This is a genomic window from Streptomyces sp. BK340 (genome assembly GCF_007827595.1).
Taxonomy (GTDB): Bacteria; Actinomycetota; Actinomycetes; order Streptomycetales; family Streptomycetaceae; genus Streptomyces.
On record NZ_VISR01000014.1, the window covers coordinates 1 to 19,139 of the forward strand.

Annotated in this window: 16 protein-coding genes and 1 rRNA gene; 13 read left to right on the plus strand and 4 right to left on the minus strand. The window is 73.3% G+C overall.

Translation table 11 applies throughout. From position 1 onward, the window contains the following. Together rrf and FB157_RS47975 are read left to right on the plus strand one after the other, a co-directional pair. Positions 1–93, plus strand: a 5S ribosomal RNA gene (gene rrf / locus FB157_RS23725); the annotation flags it as partial. 1,359 nt (positions 94–1,452) lie between these two features. Further along, on the plus strand, positions 1,453–2,280 hold the full coding sequence (locus tag FB157_RS47975; protein ID WP_222440959.1) for a tetratricopeptide repeat protein: 828 nt from the start codon (positions 1,453–1,455) through the stop codon (positions 2,278–2,280). Between the two features lie 74 nt (positions 2,281–2,354). On the opposite strand, the gene FB157_RS23735 is transcribed toward FB157_RS47975, so the two are convergent. Then, a complete protein-coding gene (locus FB157_RS23735; protein WP_145882641.1) occupies positions 2,355–3,638 on the minus strand; it encodes a DUF1015 domain-containing protein in 1,284 nt (427 codons plus the stop codon). Positions 3,639–3,711: 73 nt separating this feature from the next. Between FB157_RS23735 and FB157_RS23740 the strand changes: the two genes are divergently transcribed. The 4 genes from FB157_RS23740 to FB157_RS23755 all read left to right on the plus strand — a co-directional run bounded on the left by FB157_RS23740 (position 3,712) and on the right by FB157_RS23755 (position 7,757). Continuing rightward, the gene (locus tag FB157_RS23740) at positions 3,712–4,740 is read left to right on the plus strand and encodes an HAD hydrolase-like protein (RefSeq protein ID WP_145882642.1); all 1,029 of its coding nucleotides are present in this window, start codon (positions 3,712–3,714) and stop codon (positions 4,738–4,740) included. 67 nt (positions 4,741–4,807) lie between these two features. Then, positions 4,808–5,851 carry an iron ABC transporter permease gene (locus FB157_RS23745; RefSeq protein ID WP_145882643.1) on the plus strand — a complete coding sequence of 348 codons (1,044 nt, stop codon included), beginning with the start codon at positions 4,808–4,810 and terminating at the stop codon, positions 5,849–5,851. Next, entirely contained in the window at positions 5,848–6,885 is a 1,038-nt protein-coding gene (locus tag FB157_RS23750) for an iron chelate uptake ABC transporter family permease subunit (protein ID WP_145882644.1), read from the plus strand. The genes FB157_RS23745 and FB157_RS23750 overlap by 4 nt, the downstream gene beginning before the upstream one ends. Before the next feature lie 59 nt (positions 6,886–6,944). Further along, complete coding sequence (locus FB157_RS23755; protein ID WP_145882645.1) at positions 6,945–7,757, plus strand: ABC transporter ATP-binding protein; 813 nt, start codon at positions 6,945–6,947, stop codon at positions 7,755–7,757. Here the strand turns inward: FB157_RS23755 and FB157_RS23760 are convergent. After that, positions 7,741–8,088: an SCP2 sterol-binding domain-containing protein gene (locus FB157_RS23760; RefSeq protein ID WP_145882646.1), complete on the minus strand. Its 348-nt coding sequence runs from the start codon at positions 8,086–8,088 to the stop codon at positions 7,741–7,743. The genes FB157_RS23755 and FB157_RS23760 overlap by 17 nt on opposite strands. 42 nt (positions 8,089–8,130) lie before the next feature. Between FB157_RS23760 and FB157_RS23765 the strand changes: the two genes are divergently transcribed. From FB157_RS23765 to FB157_RS23795, 7 genes are all read left to right on the plus strand, one after another. After that, a complete protein-coding gene (locus tag FB157_RS23765; protein ID WP_145882647.1) occupies positions 8,131–8,439 on the plus strand; it encodes a hypothetical protein in 309 nt (102 codons plus the stop codon). Positions 8,440–8,495: 56 nt separating this feature from the next. Then, positions 8,496–9,311: a TlyA family RNA methyltransferase gene (locus FB157_RS23770; RefSeq protein WP_145882648.1), complete on the plus strand. Its 816-nt coding sequence runs from the start codon at positions 8,496–8,498 to the stop codon at positions 9,309–9,311. Continuing rightward, the gene (locus tag FB157_RS23775) at positions 9,308–10,210 is read left to right on the plus strand and encodes an NAD kinase (protein ID WP_145882649.1); all 903 of its coding nucleotides are present in this window, start codon (positions 9,308–9,310) and stop codon (positions 10,208–10,210) included. The genes FB157_RS23770 and FB157_RS23775 overlap by 4 nt, the downstream gene beginning before the upstream one ends. 165 nt (positions 10,211–10,375) lie before the next feature. After that, on the plus strand, positions 10,376–11,938 hold the full coding sequence (locus FB157_RS23780) for a protease pro-enzyme activation domain-containing protein (RefSeq protein WP_186581657.1): 1,563 nt from the start codon (positions 10,376–10,378) through the stop codon (positions 11,936–11,938). A gap of 134 nt (positions 11,939–12,072) precedes the next feature. Beyond that, positions 12,073–13,791 carry a DNA repair protein RecN gene (gene recN / locus FB157_RS23785; RefSeq protein ID WP_145882830.1) on the plus strand — a complete coding sequence of 573 codons (1,719 nt, stop codon included), beginning with the start codon at positions 12,073–12,075 and terminating at the stop codon, positions 13,789–13,791. Positions 13,792–13,801: 10 nt separating this feature from the next. After that, positions 13,802–14,557 carry a hypothetical protein gene (locus FB157_RS23790; protein ID WP_145882651.1) on the plus strand — a complete coding sequence of 252 codons (756 nt, stop codon included), beginning with the start codon at positions 13,802–13,804 and terminating at the stop codon, positions 14,555–14,557. A gap of 331 nt (positions 14,558–14,888) precedes the next feature. Then, a complete protein-coding gene (locus tag FB157_RS23795; RefSeq protein WP_145882652.1) occupies positions 14,889–16,025 on the plus strand; it encodes a glycosyltransferase family 4 protein in 1,137 nt (378 codons plus the stop codon). Here FB157_RS23795 and FB157_RS23800 read toward each other — a convergent pair. Next, positions 16,022–17,677, minus strand: a complete 1,656-nt coding sequence (locus FB157_RS23800) for a PucR family transcriptional regulator (protein ID WP_145882653.1) — start codon at positions 17,675–17,677, stop codon at positions 16,022–16,024. The genes FB157_RS23795 and FB157_RS23800 overlap by 4 nt on opposite strands. A 49-nt stretch (positions 17,678–17,726) precedes the next feature. Next, positions 17,727–19,109, minus strand: a complete 1,383-nt coding sequence (locus FB157_RS23805) for an FAD-binding oxidoreductase (protein WP_145882654.1) — start codon at positions 19,107–19,109, stop codon at positions 17,727–17,729. Positions 19,110–19,139 lie beyond the last annotated feature (30 nt).

A 19,139-nucleotide genomic window follows, 5' to 3' on the forward strand; every position in this document is an offset into this window, starting at 1 on the left:
ACGCCCGGTTACATTCCGAACCCGGAAGCTAAGCCTCACAGCGCCGATGGTACTGCAGGGGGGACCCTGTGGGAGAGTAGGACGCCGCCGAACAATCTTTGGAGGACCCCTGGTCCCAGCGTTCAGCTGGGACCAGGGGTCCTTTTGTTTTTACAATGCTTGCGGTACCGAAGACAGGAGTCACCGATGTCCACCAACTCTCCCGAAGACCGGCCGGAGCGCGACCAACGGCGACGGGACAGTGGTGACCGCGGCGATCGCGGCGGCTACCGCAGTGACCGTGGTGACCGTGGTGGCTTCCGCCGGGACAACGACCGTACCGACCGCGGTGGTTACGGCCGGCGTGACGACAACCGTGGCGGTTTCCGTCGCGACGACCGTCGCGATGACCGTCGCGATGACCGCCGTGACGACCGTCGTGATGACCGCGACCGCGGTGAGCGCGGTGGCTTCCGTGGCCGTGACGACCGCCGTGACGACAACCGTGGTGGTGGCTACGGCGACCGTGGCGACCGCGGTGGTTTCCGTCGCGACGACCGCCGCGACGACCGTCGTGAGGGTGACCACCGGGGTCCCCGTCCGTCGTACCAGCGTGACGACCGGGACCGCGGACCGCGCCGCGACGACCGTGGCGGCTTCCGTCGCGATGACCACCGTGACGATCGGCGCGACGACCGCCGTGACGACCGTCCCGCCTTCCGCCGTGACGACCGGCGCGACGACAGCCGCGGCGGTGGCTACGGCGACCGTGGCGGTTTCCGCCGCGATGACCGCCGCGATGACCGCCGTGACGACCGTCGTGATGACCGCGACCGCGGTGAGCGCGGTGGCTTCCGTGGCCGTGACGACCGCCGTGACGACAACCGTGGTGGTGGCTACGGCGACCGTGGCGACCGCGGTGGTTTCCGTCGCGACGACCGCCGCGACGACCGTCGTGAGGGTGACCACCGGGGTCCCCGTCCGTCGTACCAGCGTGACGACCGGGACCGCGGACCGCGCCGCGACGACCGTGGCGGCTTCCGTCGCGATGACCGCCGTGACGATCGGCGCGACGACCGCCGTGACGACCGTCCCGCCTTCCGCCGTGACGACCGGCGCGACGACAGCCGCGGCGGTGGCTACGGCGACCGTGGCGGTTTCCGCCGCGATGACCGCCGCGATGACCGCCGCGATGACCGCCGCGATGACCGCCGTGATGACCGCCGTGATGACCGCCGTGATGACCGCGACCGCGGTGAGCGCGGTGGCTTCCGTGGCCGGGACGACCGAGGCGGCCGTGGGCCCCGCCGTGACGACCGCGGTGGTCGGCCGGGCGGCTTCCGCGGGCGTGACGACCGCCGCGACGACAGCCGTGGTGGTGGCTACGGCGACCGCGGTGACCGTCGTGACGACCGGCGTGGGGGCAGCCGCTTCCGCGACGACCGCGACCGGGACCGTGAGCCGATCAAGCGGCTGCCGTTCCCGGAGGACGTCACCGGTGACGAGATCGACAAGGACGTCCGGCAGGAGCTGCAGAGCCTGCCCAAGACGCTCGCGGAGGACGTCGCCAAGAACCTGGTGATGGTCGCGCGGCTCATCGACGAGGAGCCCGAGCGCGCCTACGGCTACTCCAGGGTGGCCCTGCGTCTGGCTTCTCGTGTGGCCGCCGTACGTGAGGCCGCCGGGTTCGCGGCGTACGCCAACCAGAAGTACAGCGAGGCTCTGGCCGAGTTCCGCGCCGCGCGGCGCATGACCGGCAGCGTCGAGCTGTGGCCCGTGATGGCCGACTGCGAGCGTGGGCTCGGGCGGCCGGAGAAGGCGCTGGACATGGCCGGTGCCCCCGAGGTGCACAAGCTGGACAAGGCCGGGCAGGTCGAGATGCGGCTCGTCGCGGCGGGTGCCCGGCGTGACATGGGTCAGCTGGACGCGGCCATCGTGACCCTGCAGAGCCCGGAGCTGGCCTCCAACTCCGTCCAGCCGTGGACCGCGCGGCTGCGCTACGCCTACGCCGACGCCCTGCTGGCCGCAGGCCGGGAGAACGAGGCGCGCGAGTGGTTCGCCAAGGCCGTCGAGGCGGACCGGGACGGCAGCACGGACGCCTCCGACCGGCTGGCCGAGCTGGACGGCGTGGAGTTCGTCGACGCCCTCGACGAGAACGAGAACGAGAACGAGAACGAGAACGAGAACGAAAACGCGAGCGGGAGCGAGAACAACGAGGACGAGGGTGGCAACGAGGACCGGCGCGATGACAGCGCTGCCTCTGCCGACGCCACCGCCGCTCAGGACGACGACAAGGACTGACCCGAGCGGGTGACGACATGACGAAGGGCGGGACCGACCGGTCCCGCCCTTTCGCATGCGCGCCGTCGGATCTGTCAGATCTCCAGGGCCCGCAGGACCAGCCCCGACGCCGGCTTCGGGCCGAACGACGTCGACTTGCGGGGCATCGTCACGCCTTGGCGGGCCAGGTCGCGTACGACGTCCTCGTGGATCGGGTGCAGCAGGACGGCCGTACCGCCGTCGCGCTCCGCCTTGGCGACCGTGGCGGCCGTGTCGTGGATGTAGGCGATGTGAGCCGGGGAGTCCTCGGGGATGTGCCAGACGTGGTCGAGGAGCGTGGCGTGCAGGACCGTGGCGTCCAGGGAGCGCCAGGCGGCCGGGCGGTCCTCGGGGATCGTGCGGGCCAGCAGGTCCGGGTCCGGGCGGTCGACGAGGTGGAAGGCGCCGTCGCCGGCCAGCAGGAAGGCGTTGCCGGTGCCGGCCGCGTCCGCCAGCAGTCCCAGCGCCTCGGCCAGCGACACGTCGAGGCGTCGTACCCGGAAGAGGCCCTCCAGGGCTGCCACCGCGTCCGCGACCGGCAGGCCGTGCAGCAGGCGGTGGATGGCGCGGACGCGCAGCGGGTAGCGGGCGGTGTCGACCAGCAGCACCAGGCCGTGGTCCCAGGGGCTGGGGGAGGGGTGCTCGGCGCGCAGCAGCCGGTAGGTGGCCCAGCGGTGGTGGCCGTCGGCGATGAGGGCCTGGTGGTGGGCCAGATCGGACTGGATGCGGGCCACGTCGGCGGGGTCGGTGACCGACCACAGGCTGTGGTGGAAGCCGTCCTCGGTGGTCGTGGCCAGCAGCGGGGGCTGTTCCGCCGTGCGCTCGACGACCTCGGCCGCCGTGCCGTTGCCGTGGTAGGTCAGCAACAGGGGTTCCAGGTTGGCGCGGGTGGCGCGCATCAGGGCCGCGCGGTCGGCGACCACCGGGGGCATGACGTCCTCGTGCGGCAGCACCACGCCCTCCACGGGCTCTGACACGCGTAGAGCGCCGATGACGCCGCGCTGGAGCATGCCGTTGCCGTCCCGCTGCTCGTACACGTACAGAGCGGGGACCGGGTCGGCGGTGAGGACGCCCTCGGCGAGCCAGCGGCGCAGGGTGTCGGCCGCCTGTTCGTTGCGGGCGCTGGGCGTGCCGGCCTGGGGGAGGATCAGACGGACGATGTTGTACGGGTCCGCGGCCTCGAGGTAGTGCAGGCCGTCGGGGCGGATGACGACGTCGTACGGCGGGGAGGTGACGGAGGCCAGGCTCCCGACCCGGTCGGGGTCGTATCGAAGGCCGCGGAACGGGGTGAGTTCCAGGCCTCGGCGCGCCGTTGCTTCCGAGTGACCTGCAGTGTTCATCCCGGCATCGTACGTGTGTCAGTGGTGTGCGGGATGATCGGGGGAGAGACCGTCGAGCAAGGAGCGATGTGGAATGAGCCAGGGCGTCACGACGAGGCCCGAAGGCAGCGGGCAGCCCCTGAGCGAGGCGTACGACACGGCGCTGCTCGATCTGGACGGGGTGGTGTACGCGGGCGGGAGCGCGATCGTGCACGCCGTCGACTCGCTGGCCGAGGCCCGCGCGGGCGGGATGCATCTGGCCTACGTCACCAACAACGCGCTGCGCACGCCGGACGCCGTGGCGGAGCACCTGACGGAGCTGGGGATACCGACGGGTGCGGACGACGTCATCACCTCGGCGCAGGCAGTCGCGCGGTTGATCAGCGAGCAGGTGCCGGCCGGGTCGCGGGTGCTGGTGATCGGCGGTGAGGGGCTGCGGGTGGCGCTGCGCGAGCGCGGTCTGACGCCGGTGGAGTCGGCGGACGACGATCCGGCGGCGGTGGTGCAGGGGTACGGCGGGCCCGAGCTGACGTGGGGGCGGTTCGCCGAGGCGTCGTACGCCGTGGCCCGCGGGCTGCCGTGGTTCGCGTCCAACACCGACCTGACGATTCCCAGCGGGCGGGGCATCGCGCCGGGCAACGGGGCGGCCGTGGAGGTCGTCCGGATCGCGACGGGTGCGGAGCCCCAGGTGGCGGGCAAGCCGCTGCCCCCGATGCACCGGGAGACGATCCTGCGTACGGGCGCGAAGCGGCCGTTGGTGGTCGGGGACCGGCTGGACACGGACATCGAGGGCGCGTTCAACGGTGAGGTGGATTCGCTGCTGGTGCTGACCGGGGTCACGGACGGCCGGCAGCTGCTCGCCGCGCCGCCGCAGCACCGGCCGACGTACGTGGACGCCGATCTGCGCGGGTTGCTCACCGGCCAGCCGGAGGTCACCGAGGACGGGGCCGGGTTCCGCTGTGGGGGCTGGACGGCGACCGCCGGGGCGGATCAGCTGGAGCTGGCGGGCGAGGGCGATGCCCTGGACGGGCTGCGGGCCCTGTGCGCGGCGGCCTGGACGGCGGCCGGGGACGGCTCCTGCGAGCTGGACGGGGGGAAGGCGCTGGCGCGGCTCGGGCTCTGACCGCGCGTCAATCCCGGGATCAACCTCGGGATCGAGATCGTATGCGAGGGTAGGCTAACCTAACCTCGTGCTGGTCGACAGTTCTCCGGAACAGCGCGCGGAGACCGCCCCCGCGCCCCCAACCCGCCGGGCGGTGCGGGCCCTTGGGCTCCTCCTCTCCGTCGCGATCCTGATGCTCGTCGCCCTGGCGAGCATCGCGATCGGGGCGAAAGCGCTGACGCCGGACCAGGTCTGGCACGGCCTGTTCCACGACACGGGGACGTACGGTGACGTCGTCGTCGACGAGCGGCTCTCGCGTACGCTCCTCGGTCTGCTGGCCGGTGCCGCGCTCGGCCTGTCCGGGGCGGTGCTGCAGGCGCTCACCCGCAATCCGCTGGCCGACCCGGGACTGCTCGGCATCAACGCCGGTGCGTCCGCCGCCGTCGTCACGGCCATCACCTGCTTTGGCGTCACCAGCCTCACCGGCTACGTGTGGTTCGCCTTCGGCGGGGCGGCGGCGGTCGGCGCGCTGGTGTGGTTCCTCGGCGGCAGCAGGGGCGCGACCCCGGTACGGCTGGCGCTGGCCGGCATGGCGATCAGCGCCGCGTTGTACGGCTATCTCCAGGCCGTGATGATCACGGATGACGCGGCGCTGGGCAGGATGCGTTTCTGGACGGTGGGTTCGCTGGCCTCGGCCACCGACTCGGCCACCGTGCAGGTGCTGCCGTTCATCGCGGCCGGCACGCTCCTCGCGCTCGCCCTGGCCCGCCCGCTGAACGCCGTGGCGATGGGCGACGACACCGCGCGTGCCCTCGGCGCCAACCTGGCCCGCACCCGGACACTGGCCATGCTCGCCGCCACCGTGCTCTGCGGCGCCGCGACCGCGGCCTGCGGTCCGATCGTCTTCGTCGGCCTGATGGTCCCGCACGTCGTGCGCTCCTTCACCGGCCCCGACCTGCGCTGGATCCTGCCGTACGCGACGGTCCTGTCACCCGTGCTGCTGCTCGGTGCCGACGTCGTCGGACGGGTCGTGGCCCGCCCCTCGGAGCTCCAGGTCGGCATCGTCACCGCGATCATCGGCGGCCCGGTCTTCATCTTTCTCGTACGACGGCGGAGGACGGCCCAGCTGTGAGGACCAACCGTGTCATCAGGACGCCGGGCGGGCTGTCGCTGCGGCTGGACGTCCGGGCCGTCGTCGTCGTCGCCCTGCTGCTGCTCGCCGCGCTCGCCGCGAGCGTCGTGCTGATCGGCACCGGCGACTTCCCGATCCCGGCGAGCGACGTGGTCAGGACGCTGCTCGGCAACGGCAACGCCGGCCAGGAGTTCATCGTCAACGAGCTGCGGCTGCCACGGGTCCTGGTCGGGCTGCTGGTCGGTGCCTCCCTCGGGCTCGGCGGGGCGCTGTTCCAGGCCGTCACCCGCAATCCGCTGGGCAGCCCGGACGTGCTCGGCCTCGGACAGGGGGCGACCGCCGGGGCGCTCGTGATGATCGTGCTGTTCTCCGGGAGCGCGGCCCAGGTCACCGTGGGCGCGCTCGTCGGCGGACTGGTGACCGGGCTCGCCATCTATCTGCTCGCCTGGAAGCAGGGCGTGCACGGCTATCGGCTGGTCCTGGTCGGAATCGGGGTCTCCGCGATCGTCACGGCGATCAACGGCTATCTGCTCACCGTGTCCGACATCGTCGACGCCGCCCGTGCCGTCGTATGGATGACGGGGTCGCTGGGCGGCCGCGACTGGGACCAGGTCTGGCCGCTGCTCGGGCTGTGTGCCGTACTCGTGCCGCTCGTCCTCGTCAACGCGCGCGGCCTCAGGATGACGGAGATGGGCGACGACGTCTCGAACGCCCTCGGCGTGCGCGTCGAGCGCGTACGGGCGCTGCTGATGGTGGCCGCCGTCCTGCTCACCGCGACCGCCACCGCCGCGGCCGGCCCGGTCGGTTTCGTGGCCCTCACCGCACCCCAGCTCGCCCGTCGCCTGACCCGGTCTCCCGGCCCGAACCTGCTGCCGTCCCTGTGCATGGGCGCCGCCCTCCTGGTCACCGCCGACTGGGCCTCGCAGCGTGCCTTCGGCGCCGATCAGCTGCCCGTAGGCGTGATCACCGGGGTTCTCGGCGGCGTCTACCTGCTGTGGCTGCTGGTCACCGAGCGCAGGGCGGGCCGGATATGAGCGGCTCGGGACAGCCGGACACGAGCGGCTCAGCGATCAAGAACACCCGAAGGAGCACAGTGAACCGCCTGTCCGCCGAGAACGTCACGCTCGCCTACGACCAGCGCGTCATCGCGGAACAGCTGTCGGTGGAGATCCCCGACAACTCCTTCACGGTGATCGTCGGCCCGAACGCGTGCGGCAAGTCGACGCTGCTGCGGGCGCTGTCGCGGATGCTCAGGCCGAGCCACGGCCGGGTGCTGCTCGACGGGCAGGTCATCCAGTCGATGCCCGCCAAGAAGGTCGCACGGACCCTCGGCCTGCTGCCGCAGTCGTCCGTCGCGCCGGACGGGATCACCGTCGCCGACCTCGTCGGCCGCGGCCGCTACCCGCACCAGGGCATCCTGCGGCAGTGGTCGGCCGAGGACGAGCGGGTCGTCCAGGAGTCCATGGCCCGCACGGGCGTCGCCGAACTCGCCGACCGGTACGTGGACGAGCTGTCCGGCGGCCAGCGCCAGCGCGTGTGGATCGCCATGGCGCTCGCCCAGCAGACCCCGCTGCTGCTCCTGGACGAGCCGACCACCTATCTGGACATCCAGCACCAGATCGACGTCCTCGACCTGTGCGCGGAGCTGCACGAGACCCAGGGCCGCACCCTGGTCGCCGTACTGCACGACCTCAACCACGCCGCCCGGTACGCCACCCACCTCATCGCCCTGCGCGGCGGCCGGGTGATCGCCGAGGGCGCCCCGAACGACATCGTGACGGCCGAGCTGGTCGAGGAGGTCTTCGGGCTGCGCTGTCAGATCATCGACGACCCCGAGACCGGGACCCCGCTGGTGGTTCCGGCCGCCAGGAAGGCACGCACGGCGCGGGTCACAGCAGCTTCCTGAGCCGGAACAGGTCCAGCAGGTTCGCCTCCAGCCGCACCCGGCCCGAGCCCCAGGCGGTGGCGAAGTTCAGCTCGCCGTTCACCAGGGCCACCAGGTCGTCGCCGGCCATGGCGAGCCTGATCTGCGCCTTCTCGCGCGGTGGCCCGGGGTGCGTCTCGTCCACCTCGATCCGGCCGCCGGTGAGCCGGCCGGCGAAGGTGACGTCCAGGTCGGTGATGTGGCAGCTCACGGAGCGGTCCAGGGCGGCGGCCGCGCGAACGCCGCCCTCGGAGCCCTGCATGTTGTCCGAGAGCTTTCCCAGTGCGGCGCGGCACTCCTCGATCGTGGCCATCGCGCACGACGGTACCCCAGCGGTTCGGGGTAGCGTCTGGGCATGAGCGAGTCCGTGTCAGAGGCCGAGGTCGGCACCGAGTTCATGGCCGGGGCGGAGGCCGCGGCCGATGTCGAACCCGAGTACGACCCCGCCGCCCCCGCCCCCCTGAACGTCCCCCGTACCCCGACCGGTGACGCCGAGGTCGACGCCCAGCTGGAGCGGCTGGGTGACGCCGACCACCTCGCCACCGACGGACATCTGGAGGTGTACGAGGATGTACACGGGGGGCTGCGCGACGCGCTCACCGCGCTCGACACCCGCCCGGGACCTCCGGCTCCCGGCGGTCACCCGACCGCCGCCCCTCGATGAGACCCTTCGGGTCACACCTTTTGAATCGTCATACGAAAGCAGGAGCTGAACCGAACGTGGCAGGAGTCGCACGCCGCCGTCTGGACGCGGAGCTGGTCCGCCGGAAGCTCGCGCGCTCGCGCGAGCACGCCAGCCAGCTGATCGCCGCCGGGCGGGTCACCGTCGGCAAGACCGTGGCGACCAAGCCGGCCACGCAGGTGGAGACCGCGGCGGCGATCGTGGTGCAGTCCGACGACAGCGATCCCGACTACGTGTCGCGCGGCGGGCACAAGCTCGCGGGCGCCCTGGAGGCCTTCGTACCGCAGGGGCTCGTGGTCGAGGGGCGGCGCGCGCTGGACGCCGGCGCGTCCACCGGAGGCTTCACCGACGTCCTGCTGCGCGCGGGCGCCGCGCACGTGGTCGCCGTGGACGTCGGATACGGCCAACTCGCGTGGTCTCTCCAGAGCGATGAACGCGTCACCGTCAAGGACCGTACGAACGTACGCGAGTTGACGCTCGATGCGATCGATGGGGAACCTGTGGATCTTGTCGTGGGTGATCTGTCCTTCATCCCGCTGGGGCTGGTGCTGCCCGCCCTGAAGCGGTGCGTGAAGCCGGACGCCGACCTGGTGATGATGGTCAAGCCGCAGTTCGAGGTGGGGAAGGAGCGGCTCGGCAGCGGGGGTGTCGTACGGAGTCCGCAGCTGCGGGCGGAGGCCGTGCGGGGGGTGGCCGAGAAGGCCTGGGAGCTGGGGCTCGGGGTGCGTGCAGTCACCGCCAGTCCGCTGCCCGGTCCCTCGGGCAATGTCGAGTACTTTCTCTGGCTTCGGTCCGGTGCCCCCGAACTGGACCCGGCCGACGTTGACCGTGCAGTGGCGGAGGGGCCGCGTTGACACAGAACCGAGCGCGTACTGTTTTCCTGCTCGCCCACACCGGGCGTCCCGCGGCGATCCGCAGTGCGGAACTCGTGGTCAAGGGACTGCTGGGGCAGGGCATCGGGGTGCGGGTGCTGGAGGAGGAGGCGCGCGACCTGCCGCTGCCCGAAGAGGTCGAGCTGGTCAAGGAGGCGACACCGCAGTGCCTCGACGGCTGTGAGCTGCTGATAGTGCTCGGCGGCGACGGGACGCTGCTGCGCGGCGCCGAGTTCGCCCGGGCGTCCGGGGTGCCGATGCTCGGGGTCAACCTCGGACGGGTGGGGTTCCTCGCGGAGGCCGAGCGGGACGACCTCGACCGGGTGGTCGACCGGGTCGTCGCGCGGTCGTACGAGGTCGAGGAGCGGATGACCGTCGATGTCGTCGTGCACCGCAACGGGGACATCGTGCACACGGACTGGGCGCTGAACGAGGCGGCCGTGCAGAAGGCCGGCGCCGAGAAGATGCTCGAGGTCGTGCTCGAGATCGACGGGCGGCCGGTCACCGCATTCGGGTGTGACGGGATCGTGCTGTCGACGCCGACCGGGTCCACGGCGTACGCCTTCTCCGCCGGGGGGCCGGTGGTGTGGCCCGAGGTGGAGGCGCTGCTGATGGTGCCGATCAGTGCCCATGCGCTGTTCGCCAAGCCGCTGGTCACTTCGCCGGATTCGGTGCTCGCCGTGGAGGTTCTGCCGCACATTCCGCCCGGGGTGCTGTGGTGCGACGGGCGGCGGACCATCGAGTTGCCCCCCGGGGCACGGGTGGAGGTCCGGCGGGGGGCTGTGCCGGTCCGGCTCGCCCGGTTGCATCACGCTTCGTTCACCGATCGGCTGGTGGCCAAGTTCGCGCTGCCGACCCATGGGTGGCGGGGGGCGCACTAGGCGCTCGTCCACGCGTACTCCGTCCCGGGCAGGCGATGCCCTGTCCGGGTGGCCCGAACGTTCTTGGCATATGTTCCCGGCAATGTCCGGTTATATCTGCCCATGAACAGTTCGGCCCGAGGCGGTGGGCCCGGCCAGCGGCATGCCGCCATCAAGGAGACGACGATGAGCGAACAGCATGTGGCGCTGGCCGGGAGCACCCGCCCGGCCAAGGCCGACGCGACCCGGCTGAGAGACGCCGACGCGCACGACCCGGTGACGGTGACCGTCACCCTGCGCGGCAAGGTGGCGCCCGCCGGCCAGGTCCCGGAGGGACGACTCCAGGACGCCGCGAAGACCAAGGCCGTACTCGAACGGTACGGCCTCACCGTCGACGAGGAACGGCTCGAGCCGGGCAGCATCGTGGCGAGCGGTTCCGCGGCTGCCATGAACGCCGCCTTCAAGGCGGACCTCGGTATCTACCACAGCGCGGAGCAGGGCGAGTTCCGCGGCCGCGAGGGTGAACTGAAGATCCCGGCCGAGCTCGAGGGAATCGTGACCGGCGTCTTCGGACTGGACCAGCGCCAGGTGGCCCGGCGCCTGGTCGCCGGGGGCTCGGGCTTCCAGGGGTCGTTCACACCGGAAGACCTCGAGTTGCTGTACAACTTCCCGACGGGTGACGGGGCCGGGCAGAAGATCGCGATCGCCGAGTTCGGCGGCTGCTACTTCGACGATGATCTGAGGGCCTTCTGTGCCGCCCAGAACCGGCCGGTGCCGCGGGTCGAGGTGGTGCCCGTGGACTTCGATCCGCCGAGGTCGCTGCAGGAGGCCCGGCAGCTGCCGCCCGCGGAGCAGAAGTTCGCGCTCGAGGCGGCGGGCGAAGTGATGATGGACGTGCAGATCGTCGCCGCCCTCTGTCCGGCGGCCGAGATCTCGGTCTACTTCGCGGACTTCGACCAGAGGGGCTGGATCGAGGTGCTCGACCGGGTCATCGCGCAGCAGCCGGTGACGCTGTCGGTGAGCTGGGGCCTCGCGGAGGACGACCCCAACTGGTCGGGCACCGCGCTCGACCAGATCAACAAGCGTCTCGAGGGCGCGGCGGACCGGGGTACCACGGTCTGTGTCTCCTCCGGCGACGACGGCGCGGGCGACCAGGTCATGGACGGCCGGGCACATGTCGACTTCCCGAGCAGCAGTCCCTTCGTGCTGAGTGTGGGCGGGACCATGATCGACGCGTCCGGCACGGAGGTCTCCTGGTGGGTGGCGCCGGGGCGCCGGGTCCGGGGCAAGCCCGGCAGCGGCTCGAGCGGTGGCGGCGTCTCGACCAAGTTCGAGCGTCCGGACTATCAGCAGCAGATCAACGTCGACTCGCTGAACCCGGGCGCCTTCAAGGGGCGGGTCGTGCCGGACGTCGCGGCGCTCGCCGGCCCCCCGTTCTACGACCTGACGCTCTTCGGCGCGCCGGAGCCCAACGGCGGCACCAGCGCGTCCGCCCCGCTGTGGGCCGCCCTGTACGCGCGCGTCAACGCGCTGCTGCCGCAGCAGAAGCAACAGCGCTTCCTCACTCCGCTGCTCTACCGAAGCGGCAACAACGGCGTGCCGCTCGGCCAGGCCGCCTGCCGTGACATCGCCGAGGGTCACGACAACGCCTCGCACCCGCCCGCGGTCGGTTACCCGGTCAAGCCCGGGTACGACGCCGTGACCGGCTGGGGCGTACCCGACGGCATGGCCCTGGAAAAGGGACTGTAGGCAGAGCACCGCACTCGCCCGGGTGACAATGCGGGACCGATCCGCATTCGTCACCTGCACCTTCACAGAACGGGGCCGGGGCCCGTCGCACTCCGGCCCCGCGACCTCGTAAGGTCTTCTCCGTGTTGGAGGAGATGCGGATACGGTCGCTCGGGGTCATCGACGACGCTGTCGTCGAGCTGTCGCCGGGGTTCACCGCCGTCACCGGTGAGACGGGTGCGGGCAAGACCATGGTGGTCACCAGCCTCGGGCTGCTGCTCGGCGGGCGGGCCGACCCGGCGCTCGTGCGGATCGGGGCCGGCAAGGCGGTCGTGGAGGGGCGGATCGCCGTCCCCGCGGACGCCGCCGCCGTCGTACGCGCCGAGGAGGCCGGGGCCGAGCTGGACGACGGTGCCCTGCTGATCAGCCGTACCGTTTCCGCCGAGGGGCGCTCGCGGGCGCACCTGGGCGGGCGGAGCGTGCCCGTGGGACTGCTCGCCGAGCTGGCCGACGACCTGGTGGCCGTGCACGGGCAGACCGACCAGCAGGGGCTGCTGAAGCTGTCCCGGCAGCGGCAGGCCCTGGACCGGTACGCGGGCGACGGCGTTGCCGTGCCGCTGGCCAAGTACACCGAGGCCTACCGGCGGCTGCGGGCGGTCTCCGCCGAGCTGGAGGAGATCGTCACGCGCGCGCGTGAGCGCGCCCAGGAAGCCGACATGCTCCGGTACGGGCTGGAGGAGATCGCGGCCGTGGAGCCGCGGGCCGGGGAGGACGTGGAGCTGGCCGAGGAGGCGGAGCGGCTCGGGCACGCCGAGGCGCTGTCGTCCGCCGCCACCGCCGCGCACGCCGCCCTGGCGGGCAATCCCGAGGACCCCGAGGGCATCGACGCCTCGACCCTCGTCGCGGGCGCCCACCGGGCCCTGGAGGCCGTCCGCTCCCACGATCCCGCCCTCGCCGCCCTCGCCGACCGGATCGGTGAGGTCGGGATCCTGCTCGGCGACGTGGCCGGTGAGCTGGCCGGGTACGCCGACGACCTGGACGCCGACCCGCTGCGGCTGGCCGCCGTGGAGGAGCGCCGGGCCGCGCTGAACGGCCTCACGCGCAAGTACGGCGACGACATCGGCGCCGTTCTCGCCTGGGCCGAGCAGAGTGCCGCGCGGCTCACCGAGCTGGACGGCGACGACGAGCGGATCGACGAGCTGACCGCCGAGCGGGACGCGCTCCGCACGGAACTGGGCGGGCTGGCCCAGGCGCTGACGGACGCCCGGACGGAGGCCGCCGAGCGGTTCGCCGCCGCGGTGACCGCCGAGCTGGCCTCGCTGGCGATGCCCCACGCCCGCGTGTCCTTCGACATCCGGCAGACCGAGGACCCGGAGGGCGTCGAGGTCGACGGTCGCACGGTCGCGTACGGGCCCGCGGGCGCGGACGAGGTCGAGCTGCTGCTCGCCCCGCACCCGGGCGCGCCGCCCCGGCCCATCGCCAAGGGCGCCTCCGGCGGTGAGCTGTCCCGCGTGATGCTGGCCGTGGAGGTCGTGTTCGCGGGGACCGACCCCGTGCCGACGTACCTCTTCGACGAGGTCGACGCGGGTGTCGGCGGCAAGGCCGCGGTGGAGATCGGGCGGCGCCTGGCGAAGCTCGCCAGGACCGCACAGGTCGTCGTGGTCACCCACCTGCCCCAGGTGGCCGCCTTCGCCGACCGCCAGCTGCTGGTCGAGAAGACCAACGACGGCTCGGTCACCCGTTCCGGCGTGAAGGTCCTGGAGGGCGAGGAGCGGGTCCGCGAGCTGTCCCGGATGCTGGCCGGCCAGGAGGACTCGGAGACGGCGCGTGCGCACGCGGAGGAGCTGCTGGCCACGGCCCGAGCGGATCTGTGACGCTGCCGGGATGACCGACCGCGCCCGAAGGTCCCGCTCGTTCCTGCTGTCCGCCGCGCTCACCCGGGCAGGCCAGGTGCTCCTGCGTGCCGCGCCGCCCGGCGGGCGCGAGCGCTGGCAGCGGAAGAACTACGCGGGGCGGACCGTCGGGCTGTACGCCGGGCCCGCCTCGGCTCTCGGCACGGCGGTCGCCGCCGCCCGGGTACACCCCGGTGCCGGGCTCGCGGTGCTGGCCGCAGGGGCCTGCGGGGCCTACGACGACGTCGCCGGGGCCGGGGATCCGCGGCGCGGGTTCCGGGCGCACCTGGGCGCGCTGCGGGACGGAGAAGTCACCAGCGGGGCCGTGAAGTTGTTCGGGATCTCCGCCGCCGGGCTGGTCGCGGGCGCCCTGATGAAGGAGCGGCTCCTCGACAAGGTGCTGGCCGGTGTCGTGATCGCCGGGGCCGCGCACTTCGTGAACCTGGTCGACGTACGGCCGGGGCGGGCCGCCGGGGCGGTGCTCGCGCTCGGAGCGCCGGGGCTGCTGCGCGGCGGGCCGGGCGGGGAGCTGACCGCGGCTGCCCTGGGCGGTGCCGCGGCCGTGCTGCCCGACGACCTCGGGGAGCATGTGATGATCGGTGACGCCGGGGCGCACGCCCTGGGGGCGGCGCTCGGTGCCGCCGTGGTCGCGTGCAACCGGAGCGCGGGGTTGCTCGCGCACGCCGTTGCCGTGGTGGCGGCCGCGGCGTACGGGGACCGGGTGAGTGCCGGGGTGCGCGCGCTGTGAGCCTCTGACCTCGCGGTACGGCCGCACCGGCGGTACCGCCGAGCCGGGGTCCTCTTCACCCGTGTGGGTGACGTGCTCCGGCGCACTGCTCCGGCCCGCCGCGCTGTGCGCCTCCCCGGAGTGCCCGGAACGGCCGTACGTCCTGGCATGCTTGGCAGGGAACGCAGGGCGGGCGGCGGGGCAATGCGGCGCGGGTGGCGGGTCGAACGCAGCCCGCGCGGGATGCGCGCGGTACGTCCTTCCGCCCCTCTCCGCCCGATACCTTCAGTACGTTTCTTCCTTCAGTACTTTTCTTCGTGACCGCCCGCGCCGAGTCAGGAGCACCGGCCTCGTGAGCCCCGTGAGCAGCAACGCACCGCACGGCCAGTCGCCGCTGCGCACCGTGCAGGTGCTGGGCGGAGGCAACGCCGGCAGCAGTGCGCACGTGCGCTCCCTGGCCGAGGGGCTCGTCGCCCGGGGCGTGCGGGTCACGGTGTGCGCCCCCGCCGAGGCCGATCACGCCTACGACTTCACCGGGGCCGGCGCCGACCATGTGCACGTACCGCGCAGCAGCGACCCGGGCTCCGTGGCCGCGCTCCGGGCGGCCTGCGCCGACGCCGACCTGGTGCACGCGCACGGGCTGCACGCCTCCTTCCGTGCCGTGCTCGCGCTCAGCGGGCGCCGCACCCCGCTGGTAGTCACCTGGCACAACCGGGCCCGGGCCGAGGGCGCGCGGGCGCATCTGCTGCGGCTGCTGGAGCGGCGCGTGGTCAGGACGGCCGCCGTGGTGCTCGGCACCACCTCCGACCTGGTCGACCGGGCGCGCCGGACGGGCGCCCGGGACGCCCGGCTCGCGGCCGTGGGCCTGCCCGGGCGGCGCCGCCCGGTCGACCACGACGACCCCGACCGGCTGCGGCCCAAGACCCGCGCCGAACTCGGCGCCACCGGACGCCCGTTGCTCATGGCGGTCGGCTCCCTCGACCGGGAGCGCGGCTACGAGGTGCTGCTGGACGCGGCCCGCACCTGGCGGGACCTCGACCCGGTACCGCTGGTCGTCGTCGCGGGGGAAGGGCCGCTGCGGCCGGTGCTGCAGCGGCGGATCGAGGACGAGGAGCTGCCGGTGCGGCTCGTCGGACGGCGCGAGGACGTGCCCGAGCTGCTCGCGGCCGCCGATCTCGCGCTGCTGACCAGCAGTTGGGAGTCCCGGTCCGTCCTCGCCCAGGAGGCGCTGCACGCGCGCGTGCCGCTCGTCGCAACGCGCGTGGGCGGTGTCCCGGACCTCGTCGGCGACGCCGCGGAACTCGTCCCGTACGGCGACGCCGAGGCGCTCGCGGACACGGTCGTACGGCTGCTCGCGGATCCGGAGCGGCGCGAGCTGCTGCGGGAACGGGGCACGCTACAGGCGGCCAGCTGGCCGACGGAGGACGAGACCGTCGCCCAAGTCCTCAGCATCTACGACGAGTTGACCCAGCCGAGGCCGCTTCCCTAGGGCACGTGCCGACGGGCCCGCAGGGCGAGGCTCAACGCCAGTACGGTCTGCGGGTCGTCGAGGTCGGTGCCCAGCAACTCCCCGATGCGGCCGAGCCGGTTGTAGAGGGTCTGACGGTTGAGGTGCAGCTCGCGGGCGGTCTCCGCCTTGCGGCCCGCGTGCGCCAGATAGGTCTCCAGGGTGGGCAGCAGCGGCGGCTTGGAGCGGTGGTCGTGGTCGCGCAGCGGGCCGATCGCGCGCTCCACGAAGGCCGCCAGGTCCGGGTGGTCCCGCAGCCGCCACAGCAGCAGGTCGATGTCCAGGCGGCGGGCGTCGTACCAGGGGCGGTCGGTCAGGCCCTGCGCCGCCGTCGCCGTCTCCGCCGCGTGCCGCAGGCCCGCCGACGCGGCCGCCCAGCCACCGGCCACCCCGACCACCACGACCGGCGGCGGGGCGCCCGGCCGCTGCATCCCGGCCCGCTCGACGCCCGCCCGCAGCGCCGCCGCCACCCGGTCCGCGACGGCGGAGCGCTCCGACTCCGAGCGCAGCCCGAGCAGCACCGGCACCCGGCCCTCGACCGGCCGCACACCCAGCAGCACCGGCACGCCCACCGCGGCCAGCTCCTCGGCGACGGCCCGCGCCAGCACCGCCCAGCCTCCGCCGGGGGAGAGCGAGTCCCCGACCCGCATCACCACGGGCAGCAGCGGGCTGTTGCCGGGCTTGAAGCCGAGGACCCGGGCCTGTGCCGGGGCGTCGTCGGCGGTGATACGGCCCTCGGCGAGGTCGGTCAGGAAGTCGCCGCGACCGCGCGCCGCCAGCTCCTCCTCCTGCCGGGCCTGCATCAGCACCACGGCCAGGATGCCCGCGGCCCGCTCGGCGGCGATCCGGTGCACCGGGGCCAGCGGCGAGCGCACCGGCAGCAGCACCAGCCGGGCCCGTACCGACCCCGGCCCCGGCCCCGCTCCCGGCCCGCCGCCGGGCACGTCCACGAGCACCGAACCTGCGGGCGGCGGCGCGTCCTTGTGCGGACCCCGCAGCCCCTCCCACACCTGCAGCGGATCCGCACCCTCGGGCCCGGACCCGGCGGCGTACAGCAGCCGGCCGTCCACCGTCTCCAGGAACACCGGGTTGGCGCTGAAGTCGGCCAGGATGCCCAGCACCTGCGGCACCCCGCCACCACCCAACAGCGCCTCGGTACACCGCCGGTGCACCTCCTCCGCGCGCTGCAGCAGCGCGTAGTGGCCATTGACGATCTCGGTGTGGATCTCCTCGGTGACGGTCACGAACGGCACCTCGCGGTGCAGCTGGACCAGCGGCAGCCCCGCGCTGCGGGCGGTGTCCACCAGGGCCGCGGGCAGCCGGGTGAAGCGCGGGCCCAGCTCCACCACCAGCGCGGCGATCCCGCGCTCGGCGAGCGTGCGCACGAACGCGCGCTGCTCGGCCGGGCGGGTCCCGAGGCCGTATCCCGTGGTCAGCAGCAGCTCGCCGCCCTTGAGCAGCGAGGCGATGTTCGGCACCTCGCCCGCGTGCACCCAGCGGACCGTGCGCCCCAGCCGGTCGGCGCCCGCCAGGATCTCCGGGAGCCCACTGCGCAGTCCCGGCAGCTCCAGCGCCCGTTGAACGGTGATCCCGGCGCCCTGAGTGGCGAATCTGCTCTCCGTACCGCTGTCCATGGAGCGGACGCTACCTGCGCAAACGTCCGGACGACAGCTCGGGAGCCGGCTACACCGGACGGATGTTGTGGTTGAAGCGGAACACGTTGTCCGGGTCGTACGCCCGCTTCACCTTCTCCAGCCGCAGCAGGTTCCCGGCGCCGAGGCCCGCGCGCACCCGCTCGGCGCCCTCCTCGCCGATGAGGTTCAGGTACACATCGCCCGTGCTCCACGGCCGGACACCCGCGCGCACGTCCCGCACCCAGGCGACGGCCCGCTCGTCGTCGGCCGGGTCCGCCCAGACGGCGAACGGGTGCACGGTCCAGGGCGCGTCCCGGTACGGCACCGGGTACTGGTGCGGACCGGCGGCGATCGCACCGCCCTGCGGGAAGACGATGTGCCGGGTGGGGGTCGGCACGGGCATGTCCGCGGCCCGGGTGCAGTAGACGTCCACCAGCTCGTCGGGCAGACCCGTCAGACACTCGGCCGACCAGTGGTTCCGCAGGCCCGGCGCAACGTCCAGCATGCACTGCAGGTCCACGTAGGGCACCGTGCCGACCAGCTGCGACTCGTGCGGCAGCGCCAGCAGCGGCTCGGCCAGCTTGCGCAGGTCCTCCTCGCCGCCGGCGTACGTCAGCAGCGCGGCGCACACGAGCCGCCCGGCCAGGTGCTCCGGTACGAACTCGGCGGACGGGCCGGTGAGGTACAGCACCGCGCCGCCCAGCTCGTCGGGGGCGGCGCCGAGGACCTCCCGGAAGGTACGGACCGCGTCCGGGCCGGCCTCCGGCAGGTACAGCAGCAGGGCGACGGCGAACTCGGGCAGCTCGTGCAGCTCCAGGGTGAGCGCGGTGGCGACGCCGAAGTTGCCGCCGCCGCCGTGCAGGGCCCAGAACAACTCGGGGTTCTCGTCGGCGTTGGCGTGCACCTGCTCGGCGTCGGCGGTCACCAGTTCCACCGCGATGAGGTTGTCGACGGCCAGGCCGAAGGCGCGGTCCAGCCAGCCGGTGCCGCCGCCCAGCACGAACCCGCCGACGCCCGTGGACGAGATCCGGCCGCCGGTGGTCGCGAGGCCGTACGGCTGGGTGGCCCGGTCCAGCCGGCTCATCGTGGCGCCGCCCTCGATGCGGACCGCCTCGCTCGCCGGATCCACGGTCACCTGGTGCATCCGGCGCAGATCCACCACGAGCGCGCCGTCGCCCAGGGCCGTACCGGCCAGGCCGTGCCCGCCCCCGCGCACCGCGATCGGCAGGTCGAGATCCCGTCCGAAGCGCACCGCCCGGACCACGTCGGCCGCGTCCGCGCACTGCGCGATCACGGCCGGACGCTTGTCGATCATCCCGTTGAAGACGGCACGCGCCGCGTCGTAGCCCGCGTCCCCCGGGGCGAACACCTCACCGGCCAGATCCTCGCGCAGCGCGGCGAGGGCCGCGCCCGCCTTCGAGAGGGAAGCCATGGCCGCCCCCTTCCGCACCGGGGGTAGTTC

Coding starts and splice junctions, on each gene's coding strand:
- FB157_RS23800 (WP_145882653.1), bottom strand. CDS start 17,677: ATGGACAGCGGTACGGAGAGCAGATTCGCCACTCAGGGCGCCGGGATC.
- FB157_RS23790 (WP_145882651.1), top strand. CDS start 13,802: ATGACCGACCGCGCCCGAAGGTCCCGCTCGTTCCTGCTGTCCGCCGCG.
- FB157_RS23805 (WP_145882654.1), bottom strand. CDS start 19,109: ATGGCTTCCCTCTCGAAGGCGGGCGCGGCCCTCGCCGCGCTGCGCGAG.
- FB157_RS23740 (WP_145882642.1), top strand. CDS start 3,712: ATGAGCCAGGGCGTCACGACGAGGCCCGAAGGCAGCGGGCAGCCCCTG.
- FB157_RS23780 (WP_186581657.1), top strand. CDS start 10,376: ATGAGCGAACAGCATGTGGCGCTGGCCGGGAGCACCCGCCCGGCCAAG.
- recN (WP_145882830.1), top strand. CDS start 12,073: ATGCGGATACGGTCGCTCGGGGTCATCGACGACGCTGTCGTCGAGCTG.
- FB157_RS23735 (WP_145882641.1), bottom strand. CDS start 3,638: ATGAACACTGCAGGTCACTCGGAAGCAACGGCGCGCCGAGGCCTGGAA.
- FB157_RS23760 (WP_145882646.1), bottom strand. CDS start 8,088: ATGGCCACGATCGAGGAGTGCCGCGCCGCACTGGGAAAGCTCTCGGAC.
- FB157_RS23765 (WP_145882647.1), top strand. CDS start 8,131: ATGAGCGAGTCCGTGTCAGAGGCCGAGGTCGGCACCGAGTTCATGGCC.